The organism is Streptococcus sp. VTCC 12886 (genome assembly GCF_049893425.1).
GTDB lineage: Bacteria > Bacillota > Bacilli > Lactobacillales > Streptococcaceae > Streptococcus > Streptococcus suis_AA.
Window position 1 is genome coordinate 1 of sequence record NZ_JBMVJB010000041.1, and the last position, 17,485, is coordinate 17,485.

The 17,485-nt window shown below is 38.2% G+C and carries 16 protein-coding genes; 15 read left to right on the plus strand and 1 reads right to left on the minus strand.

Going from position 1 to position 17,485, the window contains the following annotated elements; all coding sequences use genetic code 11:
- Positions 1–261 precede the first annotated feature (261 nt).
- From ACPC57_RS10280 to greA, 15 genes are all read left to right on the plus strand, one after another.
- A complete protein-coding gene (locus ACPC57_RS10280) occupies positions 262–1,509 on the plus strand; it encodes an aminoacyltransferase (protein WP_217374726.1) in 1,248 nt (415 codons plus the stop codon).
- The gene (locus ACPC57_RS10285) at positions 1,487–2,734 is read left to right on the plus strand and encodes an aminoacyltransferase (RefSeq protein WP_239604570.1); all 1,248 of its coding nucleotides are present in this window, start codon (positions 1,487–1,489) and stop codon (positions 2,732–2,734) included. The genes ACPC57_RS10280 and ACPC57_RS10285 overlap by 23 nt, the downstream gene beginning before the upstream one ends.
- 73 nt (positions 2,735–2,807) lie before the next feature.
- On the plus strand, positions 2,808–3,299 hold the full coding sequence (gene nrdR / locus ACPC57_RS10290; protein WP_130554659.1) for a transcriptional regulator NrdR: 492 nt from the start codon (positions 2,808–2,810) through the stop codon (positions 3,297–3,299).
- Positions 3,286–4,437: a replication initiation/membrane attachment protein gene (locus ACPC57_RS10295; RefSeq protein ID WP_289649178.1), complete on the plus strand. Its 1,152-nt coding sequence runs from the start codon at positions 3,286–3,288 to the stop codon at positions 4,435–4,437. Before nrdR ends, ACPC57_RS10295 begins: the two co-directional genes overlap by 14 nt.
- Positions 4,437–5,336 (plus strand): primosomal protein DnaI, encoded by a 900-nt coding sequence (gene dnaI, locus ACPC57_RS10300; protein WP_418127084.1) that lies wholly within the window; start codon positions 4,437–4,439, stop codon positions 5,334–5,336. Before ACPC57_RS10295 ends, dnaI begins: the two co-directional genes overlap by 1 nt.
- Positions 5,333–6,046 (plus strand): nitroreductase family protein, encoded by a 714-nt coding sequence (locus tag ACPC57_RS10305; RefSeq protein WP_434066908.1) that lies wholly within the window; start codon positions 5,333–5,335, stop codon positions 6,044–6,046. The genes dnaI and ACPC57_RS10305 overlap by 4 nt, the downstream gene beginning before the upstream one ends.
- A gap of 299 nt (positions 6,047–6,345) precedes the next feature.
- On the plus strand, positions 6,346–7,656 hold the full coding sequence (der, locus tag ACPC57_RS10310) for a ribosome biogenesis GTPase Der (RefSeq protein ID WP_024391139.1): 1,311 nt from the start codon (positions 6,346–6,348) through the stop codon (positions 7,654–7,656).
- Between the two features lie 232 nt (positions 7,657–7,888).
- Positions 7,889–8,227, plus strand: coding sequence for an MFS transporter (locus ACPC57_RS10315; protein WP_274504609.1), 339 nt, complete (start codon positions 7,889–7,891; stop codon positions 8,225–8,227).
- Between the two features lies 1 nt (position 8,228).
- The gene (locus ACPC57_RS10320) at positions 8,229–8,537 is read left to right on the plus strand and encodes a hypothetical protein (protein WP_274504610.1); all 309 of its coding nucleotides are present in this window, start codon (positions 8,229–8,231) and stop codon (positions 8,535–8,537) included.
- A 505-nt stretch (positions 8,538–9,042) separates the two neighbouring features.
- On the plus strand, positions 9,043–12,135 hold the full coding sequence (locus tag ACPC57_RS10325) for a DEAD/DEAH box helicase (protein WP_434066909.1): 3,093 nt from the start codon (positions 9,043–9,045) through the stop codon (positions 12,133–12,135).
- An 80-nt stretch (positions 12,136–12,215) separates the two neighbouring features.
- Positions 12,216–12,893: a hypothetical protein gene (locus ACPC57_RS10330; protein ID WP_434066910.1), complete on the plus strand. Its 678-nt coding sequence runs from the start codon at positions 12,216–12,218 to the stop codon at positions 12,891–12,893.
- Positions 12,886–14,217 carry a UDP-N-acetylmuramate--L-alanine ligase gene (gene murC, locus ACPC57_RS10335; protein WP_434066911.1) on the plus strand — a complete coding sequence of 444 codons (1,332 nt, stop codon included), beginning with the start codon at positions 12,886–12,888 and terminating at the stop codon, positions 14,215–14,217. Before ACPC57_RS10330 ends, murC begins: the two co-directional genes overlap by 8 nt.
- Positions 14,218–14,271: 54 nt before the next feature.
- On the plus strand, positions 14,272–14,757 hold the full coding sequence (locus ACPC57_RS10340; protein WP_172036306.1) for a GNAT family N-acetyltransferase: 486 nt from the start codon (positions 14,272–14,274) through the stop codon (positions 14,755–14,757).
- A 71-nt stretch (positions 14,758–14,828) separates the two neighbouring features.
- The gene (mltG, locus tag ACPC57_RS10345; protein WP_434066912.1) at positions 14,829–16,622 is read left to right on the plus strand and encodes an endolytic transglycosylase MltG; all 1,794 of its coding nucleotides are present in this window, start codon (positions 14,829–14,831) and stop codon (positions 16,620–16,622) included.
- A gap of 79 nt (positions 16,623–16,701) precedes the next feature.
- A complete protein-coding gene (gene greA, locus ACPC57_RS10350; RefSeq protein WP_434066913.1) occupies positions 16,702–17,184 on the plus strand; it encodes a transcription elongation factor GreA in 483 nt (160 codons plus the stop codon).
- Positions 17,185–17,257: 73 nt separating this feature from the next.
- Here the strand turns inward: greA and ACPC57_RS10355 are convergent.
- Positions 17,258–17,485, minus strand: a 228-nt coding sequence (locus ACPC57_RS10355) for a transposase (RefSeq protein WP_434066914.1), incomplete at its 5' end; no start/stop codon positions are given.

Consider the following 17,485-nt stretch of genomic DNA (forward strand, 5'->3'; position numbering starts at 1 on the left):
AAGAAAAAGTTTGTTTTGGTCTTGACTTTTCCGTTTTCTTGGTAATATCCTCTCTTCTCAAAAATTCCGACACACTCGTTACATTGTTATGATTTGACAAACAAGAAGAAAAATGTTGAAATACTAAACAGAGAATTTTGCTATTCTGTAGTAAGGATTTAATAGATTAACAGGATATTAATGAAAGGAATGTGACCAGGTAGATGTGTTACATTCTTTAGGAGTTAGTCTTAGAGTGACTAGATTGGAAGTACATAATAAATGAGTTACACATATACAATTGGTATAACTGTGGAAGAGCATGATACATTTGTAAAGAATTCTGATCAGGCAAATCTCTTGCAAAGTAGTTCTTGGGCTGATGTAAAAGTTGGTTGGCAAAATGAGAGACTAGGTTTTTACAAGGATGGTAAATTGGTTGCAGTCGCCTCTGTGTTGATTCGAAAACTGCTTTCTCCAGCAAGCTTTACAGTCATTTACATACCAAGGGGTCCAGTGATGGACTATCAAGACAAAGAGCTGGTTTCTTTTGTCCTAACTTCTTTAAAGGAGTTTGGAAACCTACATCGAAGTATTTTTATTAAGTTTGATCCATTCTTGCTCCTTTCAAAACGGGATATGGATGGAAAAATAGAAGATAGTCAACAGACATTTGAGATAAAAGATTTGTTGGTTGACTTAGGCTGTAACTGGTCAGGTCGCTCTAAAATGATGGGTGATACAATTCAACCAACCCATCATGCGGTTTTATATAAGGATGTTTTTTCAGAAAATTCCTTACATAAACGGGTTCGTCAAAACATTCGCACTGCGAGAAATAAAGGACTTGAGATTAGCATTGGTCGAGAAGAATTGTTAGATGATTTTTCTGAGTTGTTGAAAAAAACTGAGAAGCGAAAAGCTATCCACTTACGTGGAAAAGAGTACTATCACCGAATTTTAACAGCATACCCAGAAGATTCTTATTTGACTGTGGCATATTTAAATGTAGTTGATCGATCTGATCACATCACGCAGCAAGTTGAAAAATTAATAGAAGAAAAAAATACATTTACTTCAAAAACACGTCAAACTAAAGTTGATAATAATCTAAAAGAATTGAATAGATTGAACACTGAATTAGATTTCTTATCTTCCTTGATGGAAACGAAGGGAAGTTTTGTTCCATTGGCAGGAACATTGACCATCAATTTTGGAACAACATCTGAAAACATTTATGCTGGGATGGATGAAGATTTTAAACGTTATCAGCCAGCTCTTCTAACTTGGGTAGAGACAGCTAAGCAAGCATTTGAACGTGGTGCAAGTTGGCAAAACTTGGGTGGAATTGAACCAAAATTGGATGGTGGATTATATCAGTTTAAGTCACAATTTAATCCTACTATTGAGGAGTATATTGGAGAATTTGATCTGATACTTTCGCCCATTCTCTATAATATTCTTCAAGCTATCCTGAAAAAAATAAAGAAGTTGAGGAACATTAAACATGACATTTTCTCAGATAAGTAAGAATGAATTTGTTCAGCACTGCAAGCTCGTAAGTGAAAAATCGTTTTTTCAATCCCTTGAAATGGGAGAACTTCTAACTAAACGAGGTTACGATGTTCGATTTGTTGGGTATCGAGATAACAGTTCTACTATCGTTATTTCAAGTCTAGTGTTCTGTAAGAAGATGTTTGGCGGTCTCTATATGGAGTTAAACTCTGGTCCAGTCGTTAGTGATAACAGTTATCTGGACAAATTTTTTCAGTCGTTAAGAGATTATGCAAAACATGAGGGTGTTTTGGAGCTGGTCGTTAAACCTTCTCAAACCTATCAAACTTTCGATAGCAATGGTCAGCCGTTAGGTTTTGAGGATACTCATTTGATTGAGATGTTGACTAAGAATGATTTTCAGTATGATGGTTTACAAACGGGTTATCCAAATGGAGAGCCAGTTTGGCATTATGTGAAGGATTTGGAGGGGATTACTGAAGATACCTTAGTATCCTCCTTTAGTAAAAAAGGGAAAGTTCTTAGTAAGAAGGCTAATAGCTTTGGACTGAATATTACTAGATTAACAAAGGATGAACTACCACGATTTAAAGCTATAACAGAAGCTACTTCAAACAGAAGAGATTATACAGATAAACCGTTAGAATATTATCAAGATCTATTTGATACATTTAGTGATGGAGCAGATTTCTTGATTGCAAGTTTGAATCTGACTACCTATCTAGATTTATTACATTCTCAAGAAGATAAATTGAAAAAAATAGCAGAGAATTTAGTGCAAGATTTGAGTATAAATCCGAAATCTAGAAAAAAAGGGAATGAACTACGCGAAATCGAAAGTCAAATAGAGAGTTTTGAGCAACGAAAACAAAATGCTGAACAATGGATCAATAAATATGGAACATCTGATATAGATATTGCTGCTAGTTTGTTTATATATACTAAACAAGAATTGGTGTATTTATTTAGTGGTTCACTTGAGGAGTTCAGTAGTTTCTATGCTCCAATCATTTTACAAGAATTCGCAATGAAGAAGGCAATAAAAAAATCTATCAAGTTTTATAATTTCTTAGGGATTACGGGCTTATTCGATGGCTCGGATGGTGTTCTTCGCTTTAAGCAAAATTTTAATGGGTATATTTTGCGAAAACCAGGAACGTTTCATTACTTCCCACATCCTGTTCGCTACAAAATAATACAAGTAATCAAAAAAATAGTATTTACATTGACAGGAAAGTGATTTATTCGCTTTCTTTTGTTTTTGTTCAAATTATGCTATACTGAGATGATAAAGTTTTCGTAGGAGAGTGAGTATGCGTTGTCCAAAATGTCATAGTTTAAAATCAAGTGTAATAGACAGCCGTCAAGCAGAAGATGGCAACACAATTCGTCGTCGTCGCTCGTGTGACCAATGTGGTCAACGTTTTACCACATATGAACGGATTGAGGAAAAAACATTAGTTGTTGTTAAAAAAGATGGTACCAGAGAACAATTTTCTCGCGAAAAAATCTTTAATGGAATCATTCGTTCTGCCCAAAAGCGTCCTGTATCAACCAGTGATATAGACGAAGTGGTTAACCGCGTAGAACAAAAGGTCCGCTCAATTAGTGATGCTGAAATAGAAAGTGACGTAATTGGTAATTTTGTGATGGAAGAATTGGTTGAATTAGATGAAATTACCTATGTACGTTTTGCTTCAGTCTATCGTTCGTTCAAGGATGTTGGTGAATTAGAAAATCTGCTCAAACAAATGATTTCGAAAGGGAGCAAGGTAAAAACGGGAACAAAAGATGAAGCCAAATGATTTATTTACTTATATAAAAACAAATGCCTTCATTCCAGATGTTGTCAGTTTGAGTAAATGTTACCAACCCATCATTGGGTTTGATGCTTTAGCGCTTTATTATTACTTTTATAGTTTTTCCGACCAGGGGCAAGGACGTTTTAAATGGACTTCGATTCTCAACCATATGGATTTTGGTATGAATCGATTGGAAAAGGCCTTAGATGTCTTGACAGCTATGGAACTTTTGCAACTCTATCGTGCGGATGAGTTGACTGGAATAGCTGTACAAGCACCTTTAACTGTAAAAAACTTTTTAGCCAAGCCCTTGTATAAGAATTTGTTGGCTAAAAAGATTGGTGAAGCTAGTGTGGATAGCTTACTTGTCCATATTCCAAAACAGGAACAAAATATTTCCAAAAATTTTTCACAAGTGTTTACAATGGATGGACAGGTTCCTCTTGTTTTTGAATCCAATCGGGATTTTGATTGGTCAGCATTTAAAGCTCTGATGGCTAAAGATAAACTATATTTTCAAGATGAAACTGAGGATATTATCGCACTAAGTTACATAGCAGAGCAGGCAGGTTGGACCTGGTTGGAAACCTATCGTCAGGCTAAAATAACAGCTATTGGACATACAATCTCAACTAAACGATTGCAGCAGTCACGTCAGTCATTGCCAAAAGAAAAAAACGACCTCACTGGCCAGGAAAGAGCTATTGTTCGAGAGGCGAAATCGAAATCCAGTCTTGTATTTCTATCTATTTTAAAGGATCAGCGCAAGGCAACTATAACCATGGCTGAGCGGAAATGCTTAACGGATTTGGCAAACATAGGGTTGCTTGATGAGGTGATTAATATCTTGGTTCTCTATACTTTCAACAAGATTGACTCTGCCAATCTTAATGAAAAGTATGCAATGAAGCTTGGAAATGATTTTTCTTACAAGGGAATTGGAAGTGCAGAGGCAGCTGTTCTTTACCTAAGAGAATTGAAGACAGGTCAAGCTGTCACCAAGCCGAGCCAGCCACAGAAAAGCAATGTGCCTGACTGGAGTAAGGAAGAGGTTCAACAAGAACAAACACAAGAAGGTCAAGCCAAGTTGGCGGCTCTTTATCGTGAGTTAGAAGAAATGGAAAATAAAGGAGGTAGCTGATGAAATCAGTTCAAGATAAGTTGTCGCAGGCAACTAACCCTAGCCCAAAATCTTATCAGCAACTCTATCAAGAGATAGTGAGTGATACTGAAGTTGCTGCCTTTATTAAGAAAGAAGGGTTGACTCAAAAGGAGATTACCCTGTCCATTTCCAAATTTTTGGAATATATCAGCCAGCGTGATTTGTTTGTAAAACAAGATGAGGCCTATATCGCCAAAGGTTACCAACCTGTTTTGGTGATGAATGAAGGCTATGCGGATGTTTCCTATCTCGAAACAGAAGAATTGGTCGAATACCGTCGTTTAGAAGCTATCAAGAACCGAATTCAGCTTATAAATATGCCGGCAAGTTTGAAAAATGTCACTGTGGCAGATATTGATAAGAATGATGAAAATCGTGTGGAAGTCATGCTAGCCATAACGGATTTTGTCAAACGATTTGAAGAAAAACCAAAAGCTCTTTATATCTATGGTAACTTCGGTGTTGGTAAAAGCTATTTGATGGCCTATTTAGCCAATTTGTTATCCAAAACTTATCTTCAATCAACCACCATGCTCCATTATCCAACCTTTGTTGTCGATATAAAAAATGCCATCAAAGATGGTTCTGTCAAGGAGCGAATTGACGAAATCAAGTTGGCTCAAGTCTTGGTATTAGACGATATCGGAGCGGAGCAACATAGCCCGTGGGTGCGTGATGATGTTTTACAGGTCATTCTTCAGTACCGTATGCAGGAAAATCTGCCGACCTTCTTTACTTCCAATTTCTCCTTTGATGATTTGGAACGTCATTTTGCATCCGGCAAGTCTGGTGATGAGACCTGGCAGGCCAAGCGGGTTATGGAGCGGATTCGTTATTTAGCACGTGATTTACATTTGAAAGGAAATAACCGCCGATGAATGAAACGATTGATTTAATGTTGAACCATAGCTCTGTTCGTCGTTTTACGGAGGAGCCTCTTGTAGCAGAAGATCTTGAAACAATCATCGCAGCTGGGCGAGCTGCCTCTAGCTGGAAAAATTTTCAGTCCTATTCCATTGTTGTCGTCCAAACAGAAGCAAAAAAACAAGCACTATATGACTTGGTACCACAGCCTGCCATTCTTCAAGCTCAGGCAATTCTTGTTTTTGTTGGGGACCACAATCGTGCCAGCAAGGCGGCGGAGCTTCATGGTTCAGACTTTGATGCCAAAGGACCAGAGAACCTCTTGATTTCATCAGTTGATGCTTCTTTGGCCGGTCAGAATACCTTATTAGCGGCAGAAAGCTTGGGCTACGGCGGAGTGTTTATTGGACTGATTCGCCATAAGGCTTTAGCAATAGCGGAGCTGTTCAATTTGCCGGATTATACCTATCCCATTTTCTGTATTGCTCTAGGGCGGCCTACTCAACATCATCCAGTTAAACCGCGTTTGGCAAAAGAAGCCATTGTTTTCCATGAAGAATATGTGGAACAAGGCGTGGAAGCAATTGAATCATATGACCTAGTACAGACTGAATATGCAGGAGCTCGCCAAACAGAAACCTGGTCTGAGCGCCTAATTGCTCAATTTGGTCAGCCAGAGCAGCCTGAAACGAGGGCTATATTAGAAAAAAATAAACTATTGTAAGTTATGGTCTTTTTGGTTGCTTTTAGTACTCACTCAAACTGTCTGGGAGACAGTTTGAGGTTGTTGATAAAGTGAACCAAGTTCACATCAAAAGCTGTAGACAGCTTGTACAGTCTAGCGAACTGTACAAGGCTGGAAATGAGACTTGCGATGATAGCAAGCCTCTTACGCAAAGTACGGCAAAGCGAGTTCAAATAATGATGACATTATTTGAAGTTGGAAATAGGGAAACGAAGTTTCCTCATGCGTCGACCTTATAAAAGACAAACAAAAATGACTATATTAGAAGAGGAGGAGCTATGGCTCTACCAACTATCGCCATCGTTGGACGTCCCAACGTTGGTAAATCAACCTTATTTAACCGTATTGCAGGGGAACGTATTTCTATCGTAGAAGACGTGGAAGGTGTGACCCGTGACCGTATCTATGCTACTGGTGAGTGGCTGAATCGTAAGTTTTCCTTGATTGATACAGGTGGTATTGATGATGTGGATGCACCTTTTATGGAACAAATCAAACATCAGGCTGAGATTGCCATGGATGAAGCCGATGTCATCGTCTTTGTTGTATCAGGTAAGGAAGGTGTGACAGATGCAGATGAGTATGTATCTCGTATCCTTTATAAGACAAACAAACCAGTTATTTTGGTTGTCAATAAAGTTGATAACCCTGAAATGCGTAATGACATCTACGATTTCTATTCACTCGGTCTTGGAGATCCTTATCCAGTATCTTCTGTTCACGGTATCGGAACAGGGGATGTCTTGGATGCTATCATTGAAAACCTACCAGCTCAGGAAGCAGAAGAAAATCCAGATATTATCAAGTTCAGCTTGATTGGTCGTCCGAATGTTGGTAAATCCAGCTTGATTAATGCTATTTTGGGCGAAGAGCGCGTGATTGCTTCTCCAGTAGCTGGAACGACTCGTGATGCCATTGATACGCACTTTACAGACCCAGAAGGTCAAGAATTTACCATGATTGATACCGCAGGGATGCGCAAGTCTGGTAAGGTCTATGAAAATACGGAGAAATATTCCGTTATGCGTGCCATGCGTGCCATTGAACGTTCGGACGTCATATTGATGGTCATCAATGCTGAAGAGGGTATTCGTGAGTATGACAAACGCATCGCAGGTTTTGCCCATGAAGCCGGCAAGGGAATGATTATCGTGGTCAATAAGTGGGATACGCTTGAAAAAGACAATCATACCATGAAGCAGTGGGAAGACGACATTCGTGACCAATTCCAATACTTGTCCTATGCACCGATTATCTTTGTATCGGCTTTAACAAAACAACGTTTGAATAAGTTACCTGAGATGATTAAAGCCATTAGTGAAAGCCAGAATACCCGTATTCCATCGGCTGTTCTCAACGATGTCATCATGGATGCTATTGCTATCAATCCAACACCAACTGATAAGGGTAAACGCCTAAAGATTTTCTACGCGACTCAAGTTGCGACCAAGCCACCGACATTTGTGGTCTTTGTCAATGAAGAAGAACTCATGCATTTTTCTTACATGCGTTTCTTGGAAAATCAAATCCGCAAAGCCTTTGTATTTGAAGGGACACCGATTCATTTGATTGCACGGAAACGGAAATAATAACCTGCATTCACAGTTCAGCACTTCTATTCAAGGCTAGTTTTTCAGCTACTCATCGTTTATTTTTTCAAAATACAGTCAGTATTCCCACAAATAACTGCCTTGATTAGCGAAAAAACTATCTCTTATATACAAACACTTCACTTGTGAATACAGGTTCGAAAAGAGGGCAACCTCTTTTTTCATTGCAAGTATTCACAAATATTCTAGAATGAAAGTAGGAGTAATTTGTATGATATCAATCCCAATATGGCGATTATTCTTTCTATTGCTTTCGATCTTGGCCTTCTATTCCATTTTCTATGAAGATAGTCAGTATAAACCATTCGGTTTTCATTATTGGCTGGGTCTGGTCGCCTGTCTTTGGGTTACTTTTGCGACCTTGATCTCCTATTTTATTGCTTTTACATATGGTCCAACCATGGTCTATAATCGATTTGAACAGCCTACGGTATTGCTTTTCATCTTCTTTTTGTTATGTGCAATTGGCCTTAGCTTCCTATCCCTATATGCGATTAAATCCCTCGTCCGACGAACAAAGTATTACCGACAGGTCAGAAAGGAAGACTAGTGTGGATTTTTTGGTTGAGTTGTTGGTTGAGTTTTTGACTGGTCTAGCAGACTTTGCTGAAAGGAAACACCCTCCCTTTGGATTTCGCTACTGGCTAGGTTGGTTAGGAGTTCTGATTCATGTCTTACTCTTTGCCTTGCTTACTTGTGTGACCGTCTTCTTTTTCGTATTTTTCTTGGAAGGAAAAGGCTTGATTCACGGAGTAGTGGCAATTGTTTTCTTGTTGTTTGCTCTATTTTGGCTTTGGAAATGCGGAAAAACAATCTTGAAAATGTGGCAAGTAACGATTTATTATTTAGCTATTCATTAGAGACATCAGATTTACAGCTGGTGTTTTTTTTGATGCCTAGTCGGGGAAAATTCCCTTAAAATCTGCTATAATGGAATGATAATGATTTTGATATAGACAATACTCAATGAACATCAAAATAGCCTAGCTTCAACTACCTTGGAGATAGTTGAGGGTTGAAAATATAGAGAATGGTGTTCGTGACATTAAGCCGAAGACAAAACTCTGTCACTTTCTTATTTCAAGGTGACAGGCTGAAAAGCTCCATTTGTAGCTTTTCACTCATCAAGGCTTTTGACAATGGTTAATTTTGATTTTTGAAGAGTATTAGTATTGTCATGTAGTTTACAAGAAGGTTTGGATGACCTTATGAGGTTGAAAATAGGGAGTGTAGTTCACAATAGTCGTAATGGTCAGACGTGCAGTGAGAAGCAGGATTGCAAATATTTGCTACGGAAATCGGATTTCTAGCTTCTCACACTTTGCATTATTAAAAAAACAAATGACAAAAAGAAAAGGAGCTTGAATGGGTCGTATGATGCCGGGGCGGATTCGCCAAGAAGGAATTGATTTATACGAGGCTGGACAATTGACAGTTCTTCAAAGTAAGAATGGCAAAATGGAGCTTGATATTGCCGGAGAACACTTTGTGTATGGAGATGAGGATAGCGATCTACAATGTAGCTGTCAATTATTTCAGAGCAAGGGTTACTGCCAACATTTAGCTGCTACGGAGTATTTCTTGAAAAATGATAGGTCGGGCAAGGATATAAGTCAATCCATGAAAGAAGAGGGGGATGAACATAAAGAAACCGTTCGTCGAACCTATTTTGGTGGTCTATTTTTAGATGAGATTCTTCGTCCAAAGCCAGAAATGGGGATCAAGTATCAGTTATCTGTGGAAGGAAGTTTGTTGCCTTTTGATCGTCAGATTGATTGGACTTTGAAAATTTCCCGTCTGCCAGATAGTCGTTCTTATATTGTAAGAGATATTGGTGCATTTTTGCGTCTGGTAAAAGTTAATGGTTATTACCAAATTGGAAAAAATTATTATGAGCTGGTTGCGTATGAAAATTTTGATGAGCCGAGTCAGGCTTTATTAGAATTTCTATGGAATTTGGTACCAGAGAAAGTTGGATTGGACTCAGATATTCTTATACATTTTGGAAGACATTTTCGCTTACCTCAGGCCTATTTTGAAGAAGGGCTGGAATTGCTGAACCAGCTAGCTGTATTTGAATTTTCGTATCAGCAGCAATCTTATCGTTCTATGAACGTTTTTCCGTTGAGTGAAGATGCAGGTTTGTTTCACTTTGATGTAACGGTCCACACGCACATGATTGAAATGGTCATTCATGAGAAATCTTATCGACAGCTATTTCAAGGGCGTTTTCTATTGGTGGATGGGATTGTTTATAGTGTCAATCGCTGGCAAGAAAATCTGATTCGCTATCTATCAGAATTAGTCCCAACTGAATCTGGCCATAAAAAAGTTCAAGTTGATTTCAGCGATCAAGATCGACTGGCACTGAGTTTATTAGATCTGCAAACGATTGGTAGTGTGTCAGCTCCAAAACGGTTTAGGATACATGATTTTAAGCCAGAGTTTTACATTAAGATGGAAGCAGATGGTCGTCTATGTTTGCAATTGCTGTTAAACTTTGGTGGTAGAATGGTAAGCAGTGAAGAGGAATTAGCTCTATTACCATTTGCGAGCCATTTCCAACACTTGGAGGCTGTTTTTCAAACAATCCACCTGGCTGGTTTTCATGGAACGTATAAGGCTTATAGGGCTTCGCTTAGTCAAACAGAGTTATATCCTTTTTTCCGTCAGCAAGTACCAGCTTTGGAAAAAATGGGGAAAGTGGTCTTATCAGATGATATTCAAGATTTACTCATTGAAGCTAAGCCACAAATAGAGGTGACTCGTAATGGTTCACTTTTGGATATTTCTTTTGATTTGTCCGAAGTTGATCCGATTGAAATTGATCAGGCTATTCAGGCTTTATTAAATCAAGAAGACTATTATACTAGTACCAGTGGAAAGGTCTTAGTCTTTGATGAAGACACAAAGAAAATTAGTCAAACACTTATTAACTTACGAGCCCGCCACAATCAAACTGGACAACTTCAGGTCCATGCTTTAGTAGGATACCAATTGTCTCAATCTTTTGCAAACTTTGAACAAGTCCAATTTACGAAAGAGTTTTTAGAAATGGCGACCTATCTCGCTCAGCCAGAACGTTTCCCACTTCCTGAATTGAGAGTCACTACCCCGCTTAGAGATTATCAACAGATTGGTGTTAAATGGTTATCTATGTTAGATACTTATGGTTTTGGAGGGATTCTAGCTGATGATATGGGATTAGGAAAGACCTTACAAACCATCTCTTTTCTGACTAGTCGACTAAGTGAAGACTCAAAAGTATTGATATTGGCACCTTCCAGTCTCATTTACAATTGGTTAGAGGAGTGTAACAGATTTGCACCTGAACTTGATGTGGCTGTTGTTCATGGTACCAGAGAACAACGTGAAGAGATTATTGCAAATAGAAAGCAAATTTTAGTGACATCTTATCCGTCCTTTAGGCAGGATGTAGAGCTATACAAGCAGGAGAGATTTGATTACCTCATTTTGGATGAGGCTCAGGTCATGAAAAATGCCCAATCAAAAATTGCCCAATTACTTCGTGAATTTGAAGTAGGGAACTGTTTTGCCTTATCTGGAACACCGATTGAAAATCACTTAACAGAATTATGGTCTATTTTCCAAATCGTTCTTCCAGGATTGTTACCCAATAAGCAAGCCTTTAGTAAGATGACAGCTAAAGAATTAGCTCGAACGATACAACCATTTGTGTTGAGGCGTCATAAAGAAGATGTTCTCAGAGAGTTACCAGATTTAATTGAAGTCAATGTTCTGAATGAATTAACTGATGAACAAAAGACAGTTTATTTAGCACAACTTCAACAAATGCAATCACAAGTTCTTGGTGCAACTGATGCGCAAATTAATCGAAGTAAAATCGAAATTCTGTCGGGAATCACTCGATTAAGGCAGATTTGCGATACTCCAAGCCTATTTTTGGATTCCTATAAGGGGGAAAGTGGCAAGTTAAATAGTTTGAGAGAATTATTAATTCAATTAAAAGAAGGGAATCGGCGAGTTCTTATTTTTTCTCAGTTTCGAAATATGTTAGAGCAAATTGAGTCTCAACTGGAAGAAATTGGATTAACATCCTATACCTTAACTGGCTCAACTCCTGCAAATCAACGACAGGAAATGACTCGAGCATTTAATGCAGGCAGCCGAGATGCCTTTCTTATTTCATTGAAAGCAGGCGGTGTTGGACTGAATTTAACAGGAGCTGATACAGTTATTTTAGTAGACTTATGGTGGAATCCAGCTGTTGAAGCACAAGCCATCAGTCGTGCCCACAGAATGGGTCAAACAGAGATGGTTGAATGTTACCGATTGATTACTCGTGGGACTATTGAAGAAAAAATTCTAGAGCTACAAGAGAATAAAAGAAATCTTGTAAAGACAGTACTTGATGGGAATGAAAGCCGCTCACAATTAACTGCAGAGGATATCCGCGAGATTTTAGGAATCCAATAGGTGTACATATAGGTGTATATATACAGGATAAGGAAAATTTACAAAAATGTGGTATAATATGTCTTTGAAAGGAATGACTTATGATTCGACAAGCGAGAAAATTTCCATTAGTTGCAGATAACGAGATTCTGATTGGTGCTAACCCTGTAATGAGTTTATATGATGAAAGTGATTTAATCAGTAATATTAAAGGGCCGTATCAGGAGCGAGATTTCGTAATGGCTACAGAAAAAAAGAAGTCGGCTCAAGATAGTTCTAGCTCCCAGTCAGAAGACGAGCTATTACCACCACTTTTTGAAGCTACACCGAGTCGATACTCAAGAAAAGATCGGCAACAGTTAGTAAGAGTCAAATCACCTGCTGAAAAAACTCAAGGACAACTGGCTCGCGAAAAAGCAAGAGAGGATTTAAAGAAAAAGCGGTCGGCTGGTTATTTGAGAGATGAGAAAACTGTGATTCAACCATCTCGTGTCCGACCAGTTGTTGTTCCATCTGAAACTACAGTTGGAACAAAAGTGGATAGACTGACTCGCTTGGCTAATAATTTACGTCAGTCAGAGTATATTTTAGCGGATATGCCAACTGTCTATTCACTCAAGAAAGAGGATCGTAAACAAGTTCAATCTGTAAAAAAGAATTCTTACGATTTTTTGAAAAAAAGCCAAGCCTATAATTATCCAGAACGGACCATTCAGAGAGAACGTCAGCTTGCACAGGAATTGAATTTAACACATATAGAAGAGGAACGAAATGTCTAAAGTCTATCACTTTATTGGAATAAAAGGGTCTGGTATGAGTGCGCTCGCTTTGATGTTACATCAAATGGGGCACAAGGTACAGGGGAGTGATGTAGAAAAGTATTACTTTACTCAAAGAGGGCTGGAACAAGCTGGCATTCCAATCTTTCCATTTGATGAAAAAAACATCACAGCGGATGTTGAATTAATTGCAGGTAACGCCTTCCGTCCAGACAATAATGTTGAAATCGCATTTGCTGATGAACATGGGTATACCTATAAACGCTACCATGAATTCTTGGGCGAATTTATGAAAGACTTTACAAGTCTTGGTGTTGCAGGTGCCCATGGTAAGACCTCAACAACAGGGCTCTTAGCGCATGTTATGCGTAATATTACGGATACATCGTTTCTAATTGGTGATGGTACTGGCCGTGGTTCAGCAAATGCTCAGTATTTTGTATTTGAGTCAGATGAATATGAACGTCATTTTGCACCCTACAATCCGGAGTATAGCATCATCACAAATATTGACTTTGACCACCCTGATTACTTTACAAGTCTTGAAGATGTATTTAACGCTTTCAATGATTATGCAAAACAAGTAAAAAAAGGTCTCTTTGTATATGGTGAAGACGAGCAACTTCGAAGAGTCACTGCAAATGCTCCCATCTTTTACTATGGTTTAAACGAAAACAATGATTTTATTGCCTATGACCTCAAACCTTCTACTACAGGATCACAGTTTAAGGTGCGTCACGGCGAGGAAGAGTTGGGTGAATTCCAAATTCCGACATTTGGTAAGCATAATGTGATGAATGCAACAGCTGTTATTGCTACCCTTTATGTCGCTGGTTTCGATTTGCAGTTGGTTGCAGAGCATTTGAAGACTTTTGGTGGTGTAAAACGTCGCTTCACAGAAAAAGTGGTTAATAACACAGTCATTATTGATGACTTTGCTCACCATCCAACTGAAATCATTGCGACTATTGATGCCGCACGTCAAAAATATCGTAGTAAAGAATTGGTTGCCATTTTCCAACCACATACCTTTACTCGTACCATTGCCCTCTTGGATGAATTTGCAGATGCTTTGAATGGTGCTGATGCAGTATACCTTGCTCAAATTTATGGTTCAGCACGTGAAACAGATAATGGTCAGGTCAAGGTAGAAGATTTGGCAGCTAAAATCAATAAAAAAGGTGGCTTACTTACTGTTGAAAATACATCACCGCTGTTGGATCATGACAACGCAGTCTATGTATTTATGGGAGCAGGTGACATTCAGTCATATGAGTACTCATTTGAAAGACTTTTGTCCAGTCTTACAAATAATGTTCAATAAAGTGGAAGACGGAGGCTTTTAGCCCCTGTTTTTCCGCTATTTAAGGGAAAATGTATGGAAATTCGTTTTGCAAAATTCTCAGATTTAGAGCAAGTAGTGGAGCTTGAACAAGCTAATTTTTCAAGCCAGGAACAAATTTCGGAAGCTGTCCTCGCTACCTATCTTGACAGGCTTCAAAAAACATGTCTTGTAATGGAAAACAATGGTGAATTAGTGGGCTTTATCCTCTCATGCCCATGCACCACTCCTAAGGTGACAGATGCGATTTTTTATTTATCTTCTGATACGATTCCAGTTGGTAATTATCTGGCTATTGCTAGTTTATCTGTGTCGAAAAATTATCAAGGACAGGGAATTGGAACACTATTAATAGCAGCGTTGAAAGAAGTTGCTCTTCAAGAAGGTTATGTGGGAATTGCTTTAACTTGTAAAGAAGTTTTAGTCGGTTATTATGAAATAAATCATTTTACAGATTTCGGACCTTCTGAGTCTGAATTTGGTGGTACTTCATGGTTTGATATGTACTGGAATGCTCCCTAAAACAGGAATTTCTTGCATTTATAAATGCTTTAAGTTATAATGAATGATAACTGTGTGAAAGGAGTGTAATTGTGACAAAAGAGAATGACAACAATGCACAGCCTTCAAGTTTTCGTGATCAAATTTTACGTGAACTCGAAGAATTGAAAGCCCAGCGCCTTGAAGGACAACCGGAAGAGACCTTGTCTCAAGTAAATGATAAAGTTGTTGAGGAGATTGAGGCAATCGCTTCTGTTGCGAAAAATGAAATTGATCATAGTGAAGTCGCTAAATTCGAACCAGAAGAGCTTCCAAAAGTATTAGAAGAGCGTGCTGATGAGAGTATTTCAGAAGAAATAACAGTATTGGATGAAAAACAAACTGATAGCAACGTGGGAGATCAACCACGACCTGTATTACAAGATACAGTTGAGCGTAATTTGGAAGAACTTAGAAATTTCATTTCAGCTAATTCAGAACTTTTAGGAGATCAGTTGCTTGAATCTGAAAAAATGGGTTCTGCTTCAGTTCAGTCTGAAGAGAGTTTTGATGCTCATTCAACAAGTCCATCGTTAGAGGACACATTTATCGATTTCCCTAAAGAAGATGTTTCGACTGTTACTGGTGATACAGAAATTATTCCACTGGAAGCGACTTTGATAGCCCCTTCAGTGGCAGTTTCAAAAGAGCCAATAAAAGTCGAAGAAAGTCAACCAAGACGCCGTACACATAGTAAAAATAAGCAAAAGCGAAAGAAACAGGACAGAACGGCAAAAAGAATTGTTGCGGTGGTTATGTCATTGGTAGTTGTCTTCTTTTTAGCTACTTGTACGTTTGGTTTCTTCTGGGTAAAATCAAGCTTGGAGCCTATTAATACTGAAGCCACAAAAACGATTCAAGTGGAGATTCCTGAAGGATCCTCTACTAAGGAAATCGCAAATATTCTCTTTGAGAATGACCTAATAAAAAATGCTACTGTTTTTAATTATTACTCAAAAATTAAGAGTTATAATAATTACCAGAGTGGATTTTATAACCTATCGCAAAGTATGTCAGTAGATGATCTTGCGAAAGCTTTGCAAGAAAGTGGAACACCGACTGCACAAGAGGAACCTGCAGGAAAAGTGTTAATTGTTGAAGGTTATACACTTACACAAATTGCGAATTCAGTTACATTGAATGCTAAAACGGATGATAAAACTGATAAAACACCATTTACCAGTGAGGAATTTTTAGCTACAGTAACAAATCAAGAATTCATTGATCGAATGGTTGCAACCTATCCAAACTTATTTGCTAGCCTACCTGCTGCGGATAGTGGAGTTATTTACAGATTAGAGGGTTACCTCTTCCCAGCTGTTTATGATTATTATGACGATACAACAATCGAAGACTTGGTTGAGCAAATGATTTCAACAACAGATGCTCGCCTTCAACCTTATTATGAAGCGATTGCTAATAAAAACCTAACTGTAAATGAAGTACTGACACTTGCGTCCCTTGTTGAAAAAGAGGGATCAACAGATGAAGATCGTCGTAATATTGCAAGTGTATTCTTTAATCGCTTAAATGCAGAAATGCCTCTTCAGTCCAATATTGCAATTCTCTATGCCCAAGGTAAACTAGGAGAGGAAACAACTTTGGCCGAGGATAGGAATATTGACACTTCAATCGAATCTCCTTATAATATCTATTGGAGAGCAGGCTTGATGCCTGGTCCGGTTGATAGTCCTAGTTTGTCGGCAATAGAAGCTGTTTTAAATGAAAATGCAACGGATTATTATTATTTTGTGGCGGATGTTACTACTGGAACAGTTTACTTTGCTAATACAATTGAGGAACATGACCAGAATGTTGCTACATATGTCAATGCGCATTTAGAATAAATTAGTCTTTACTAGAACAAAATTATGTGGTATTCCACATAATTTTGTTTTCTTGAAAAAAATGAAAGAGGAAAAGAACATGGCAGAAAAAACATATCCAATGACCTTGGAAGAAAAAGAAAAATTAGAAAAAGAGTTAGAAGAATTAAAACTTGTTCGTCGTCCAGAAATTGTGGAACGCATTAAAATTGCACGTTCATATGGGGACCTTTCAGAGAACTCTGAATATGAAGCGGCAAAAGATGAACAAGCTTTTGTTGAAGGTCAAATTTCAGCAATTGAAACAAAAATTCGCTATGCTGAAATTGTAAATAGTGATGCTGTTGCTGCAGACGAAGTGGCAATTGGTAGAACAGTAACAGTTCAAGAAGTTGGTGAGACAGAAGAAGAAGTTTACCATATTGTCGGTGCAGCTGGAGCTGATGCTTTTGCCAATAAAATTTCTAACGAAAGTCCAATTGGTAGAGCCTTGATTGGTAAGAAGACAGGGGATGTAGCTACAATTGAAACACCAGCAGGTAGCTATGATGTGAAAATTCTAGGTGTTGAAAAAACTAAATAATAGTGTGGAGAGAGTCGTAAGATTCTCTCTTTTTTATTCGGCTCTTTGTCAACTGTAGTGGGTAGATGAAAAGCTAACACCTAGAGAGGACGAACTTCGCTCTCTCTTTCTTTATGTTCAAAGCAATCAAAATCCGTTTTTTAAAGTTTTCAAAGTTCCTGAAACCAAAGGCATTTCTCTTAATGACTTTGATGAGATTATTGGTAGCTTCCAGTTTGGCGTTTGAATAAGGCAATTCCATGGCGTTTAAAACCTTGTCCTTATCCTTTAAAAATGTCTTCAATACCGTCTGGAAAATAGG

Bases quoted from the DNA above. Each gene is read 5' to 3' on its own strand.
- ACPC57_RS10315 (WP_274504609.1), top strand. From the start codon at position 7,889: ATGATATCAATCCCAATATGGCGATTATTCTTTCTATTGCTTTCGATC.
- ACPC57_RS10280 (WP_217374726.1), top strand. From the start codon at position 262: ATGAGTTACACATATACAATTGGTATAACTGTGGAAGAGCATGATACA.
- murC (WP_434066911.1), top strand. From the start codon at position 12,886: ATGTCTAAAGTCTATCACTTTATTGGAATAAAAGGGTCTGGTATGAGT.
- ACPC57_RS10295 (WP_289649178.1), top strand. From the start codon at position 3,286: ATGAAGCCAAATGATTTATTTACTTATATAAAAACAAATGCCTTCATT.
- ACPC57_RS10285 (WP_239604570.1), top strand. From the start codon at position 1,487: ATGACATTTTCTCAGATAAGTAAGAATGAATTTGTTCAGCACTGCAAG.
- der (WP_024391139.1), top strand. From the start codon at position 6,346: ATGGCTCTACCAACTATCGCCATCGTTGGACGTCCCAACGTTGGTAAA.
- dnaI (WP_418127084.1), top strand. From the start codon at position 4,437: ATGAAATCAGTTCAAGATAAGTTGTCGCAGGCAACTAACCCTAGCCCA.
- ACPC57_RS10305 (WP_434066908.1), top strand. From the start codon at position 5,333: ATGAATGAAACGATTGATTTAATGTTGAACCATAGCTCTGTTCGTCGT.
- ACPC57_RS10340 (WP_172036306.1), top strand. From the start codon at position 14,272: ATGGAAATTCGTTTTGCAAAATTCTCAGATTTAGAGCAAGTAGTGGAG.
- ACPC57_RS10330 (WP_434066910.1), top strand. From the start codon at position 12,216: ATGATTCGACAAGCGAGAAAATTTCCATTAGTTGCAGATAACGAGATT.
- ACPC57_RS10325 (WP_434066909.1), top strand. From the start codon at position 9,043: ATGGGTCGTATGATGCCGGGGCGGATTCGCCAAGAAGGAATTGATTTA.
- nrdR (WP_130554659.1), top strand. From the start codon at position 2,808: ATGCGTTGTCCAAAATGTCATAGTTTAAAATCAAGTGTAATAGACAGC.
- greA (WP_434066913.1), top strand. From the start codon at position 16,702: ATGGCAGAAAAAACATATCCAATGACCTTGGAAGAAAAAGAAAAATTA.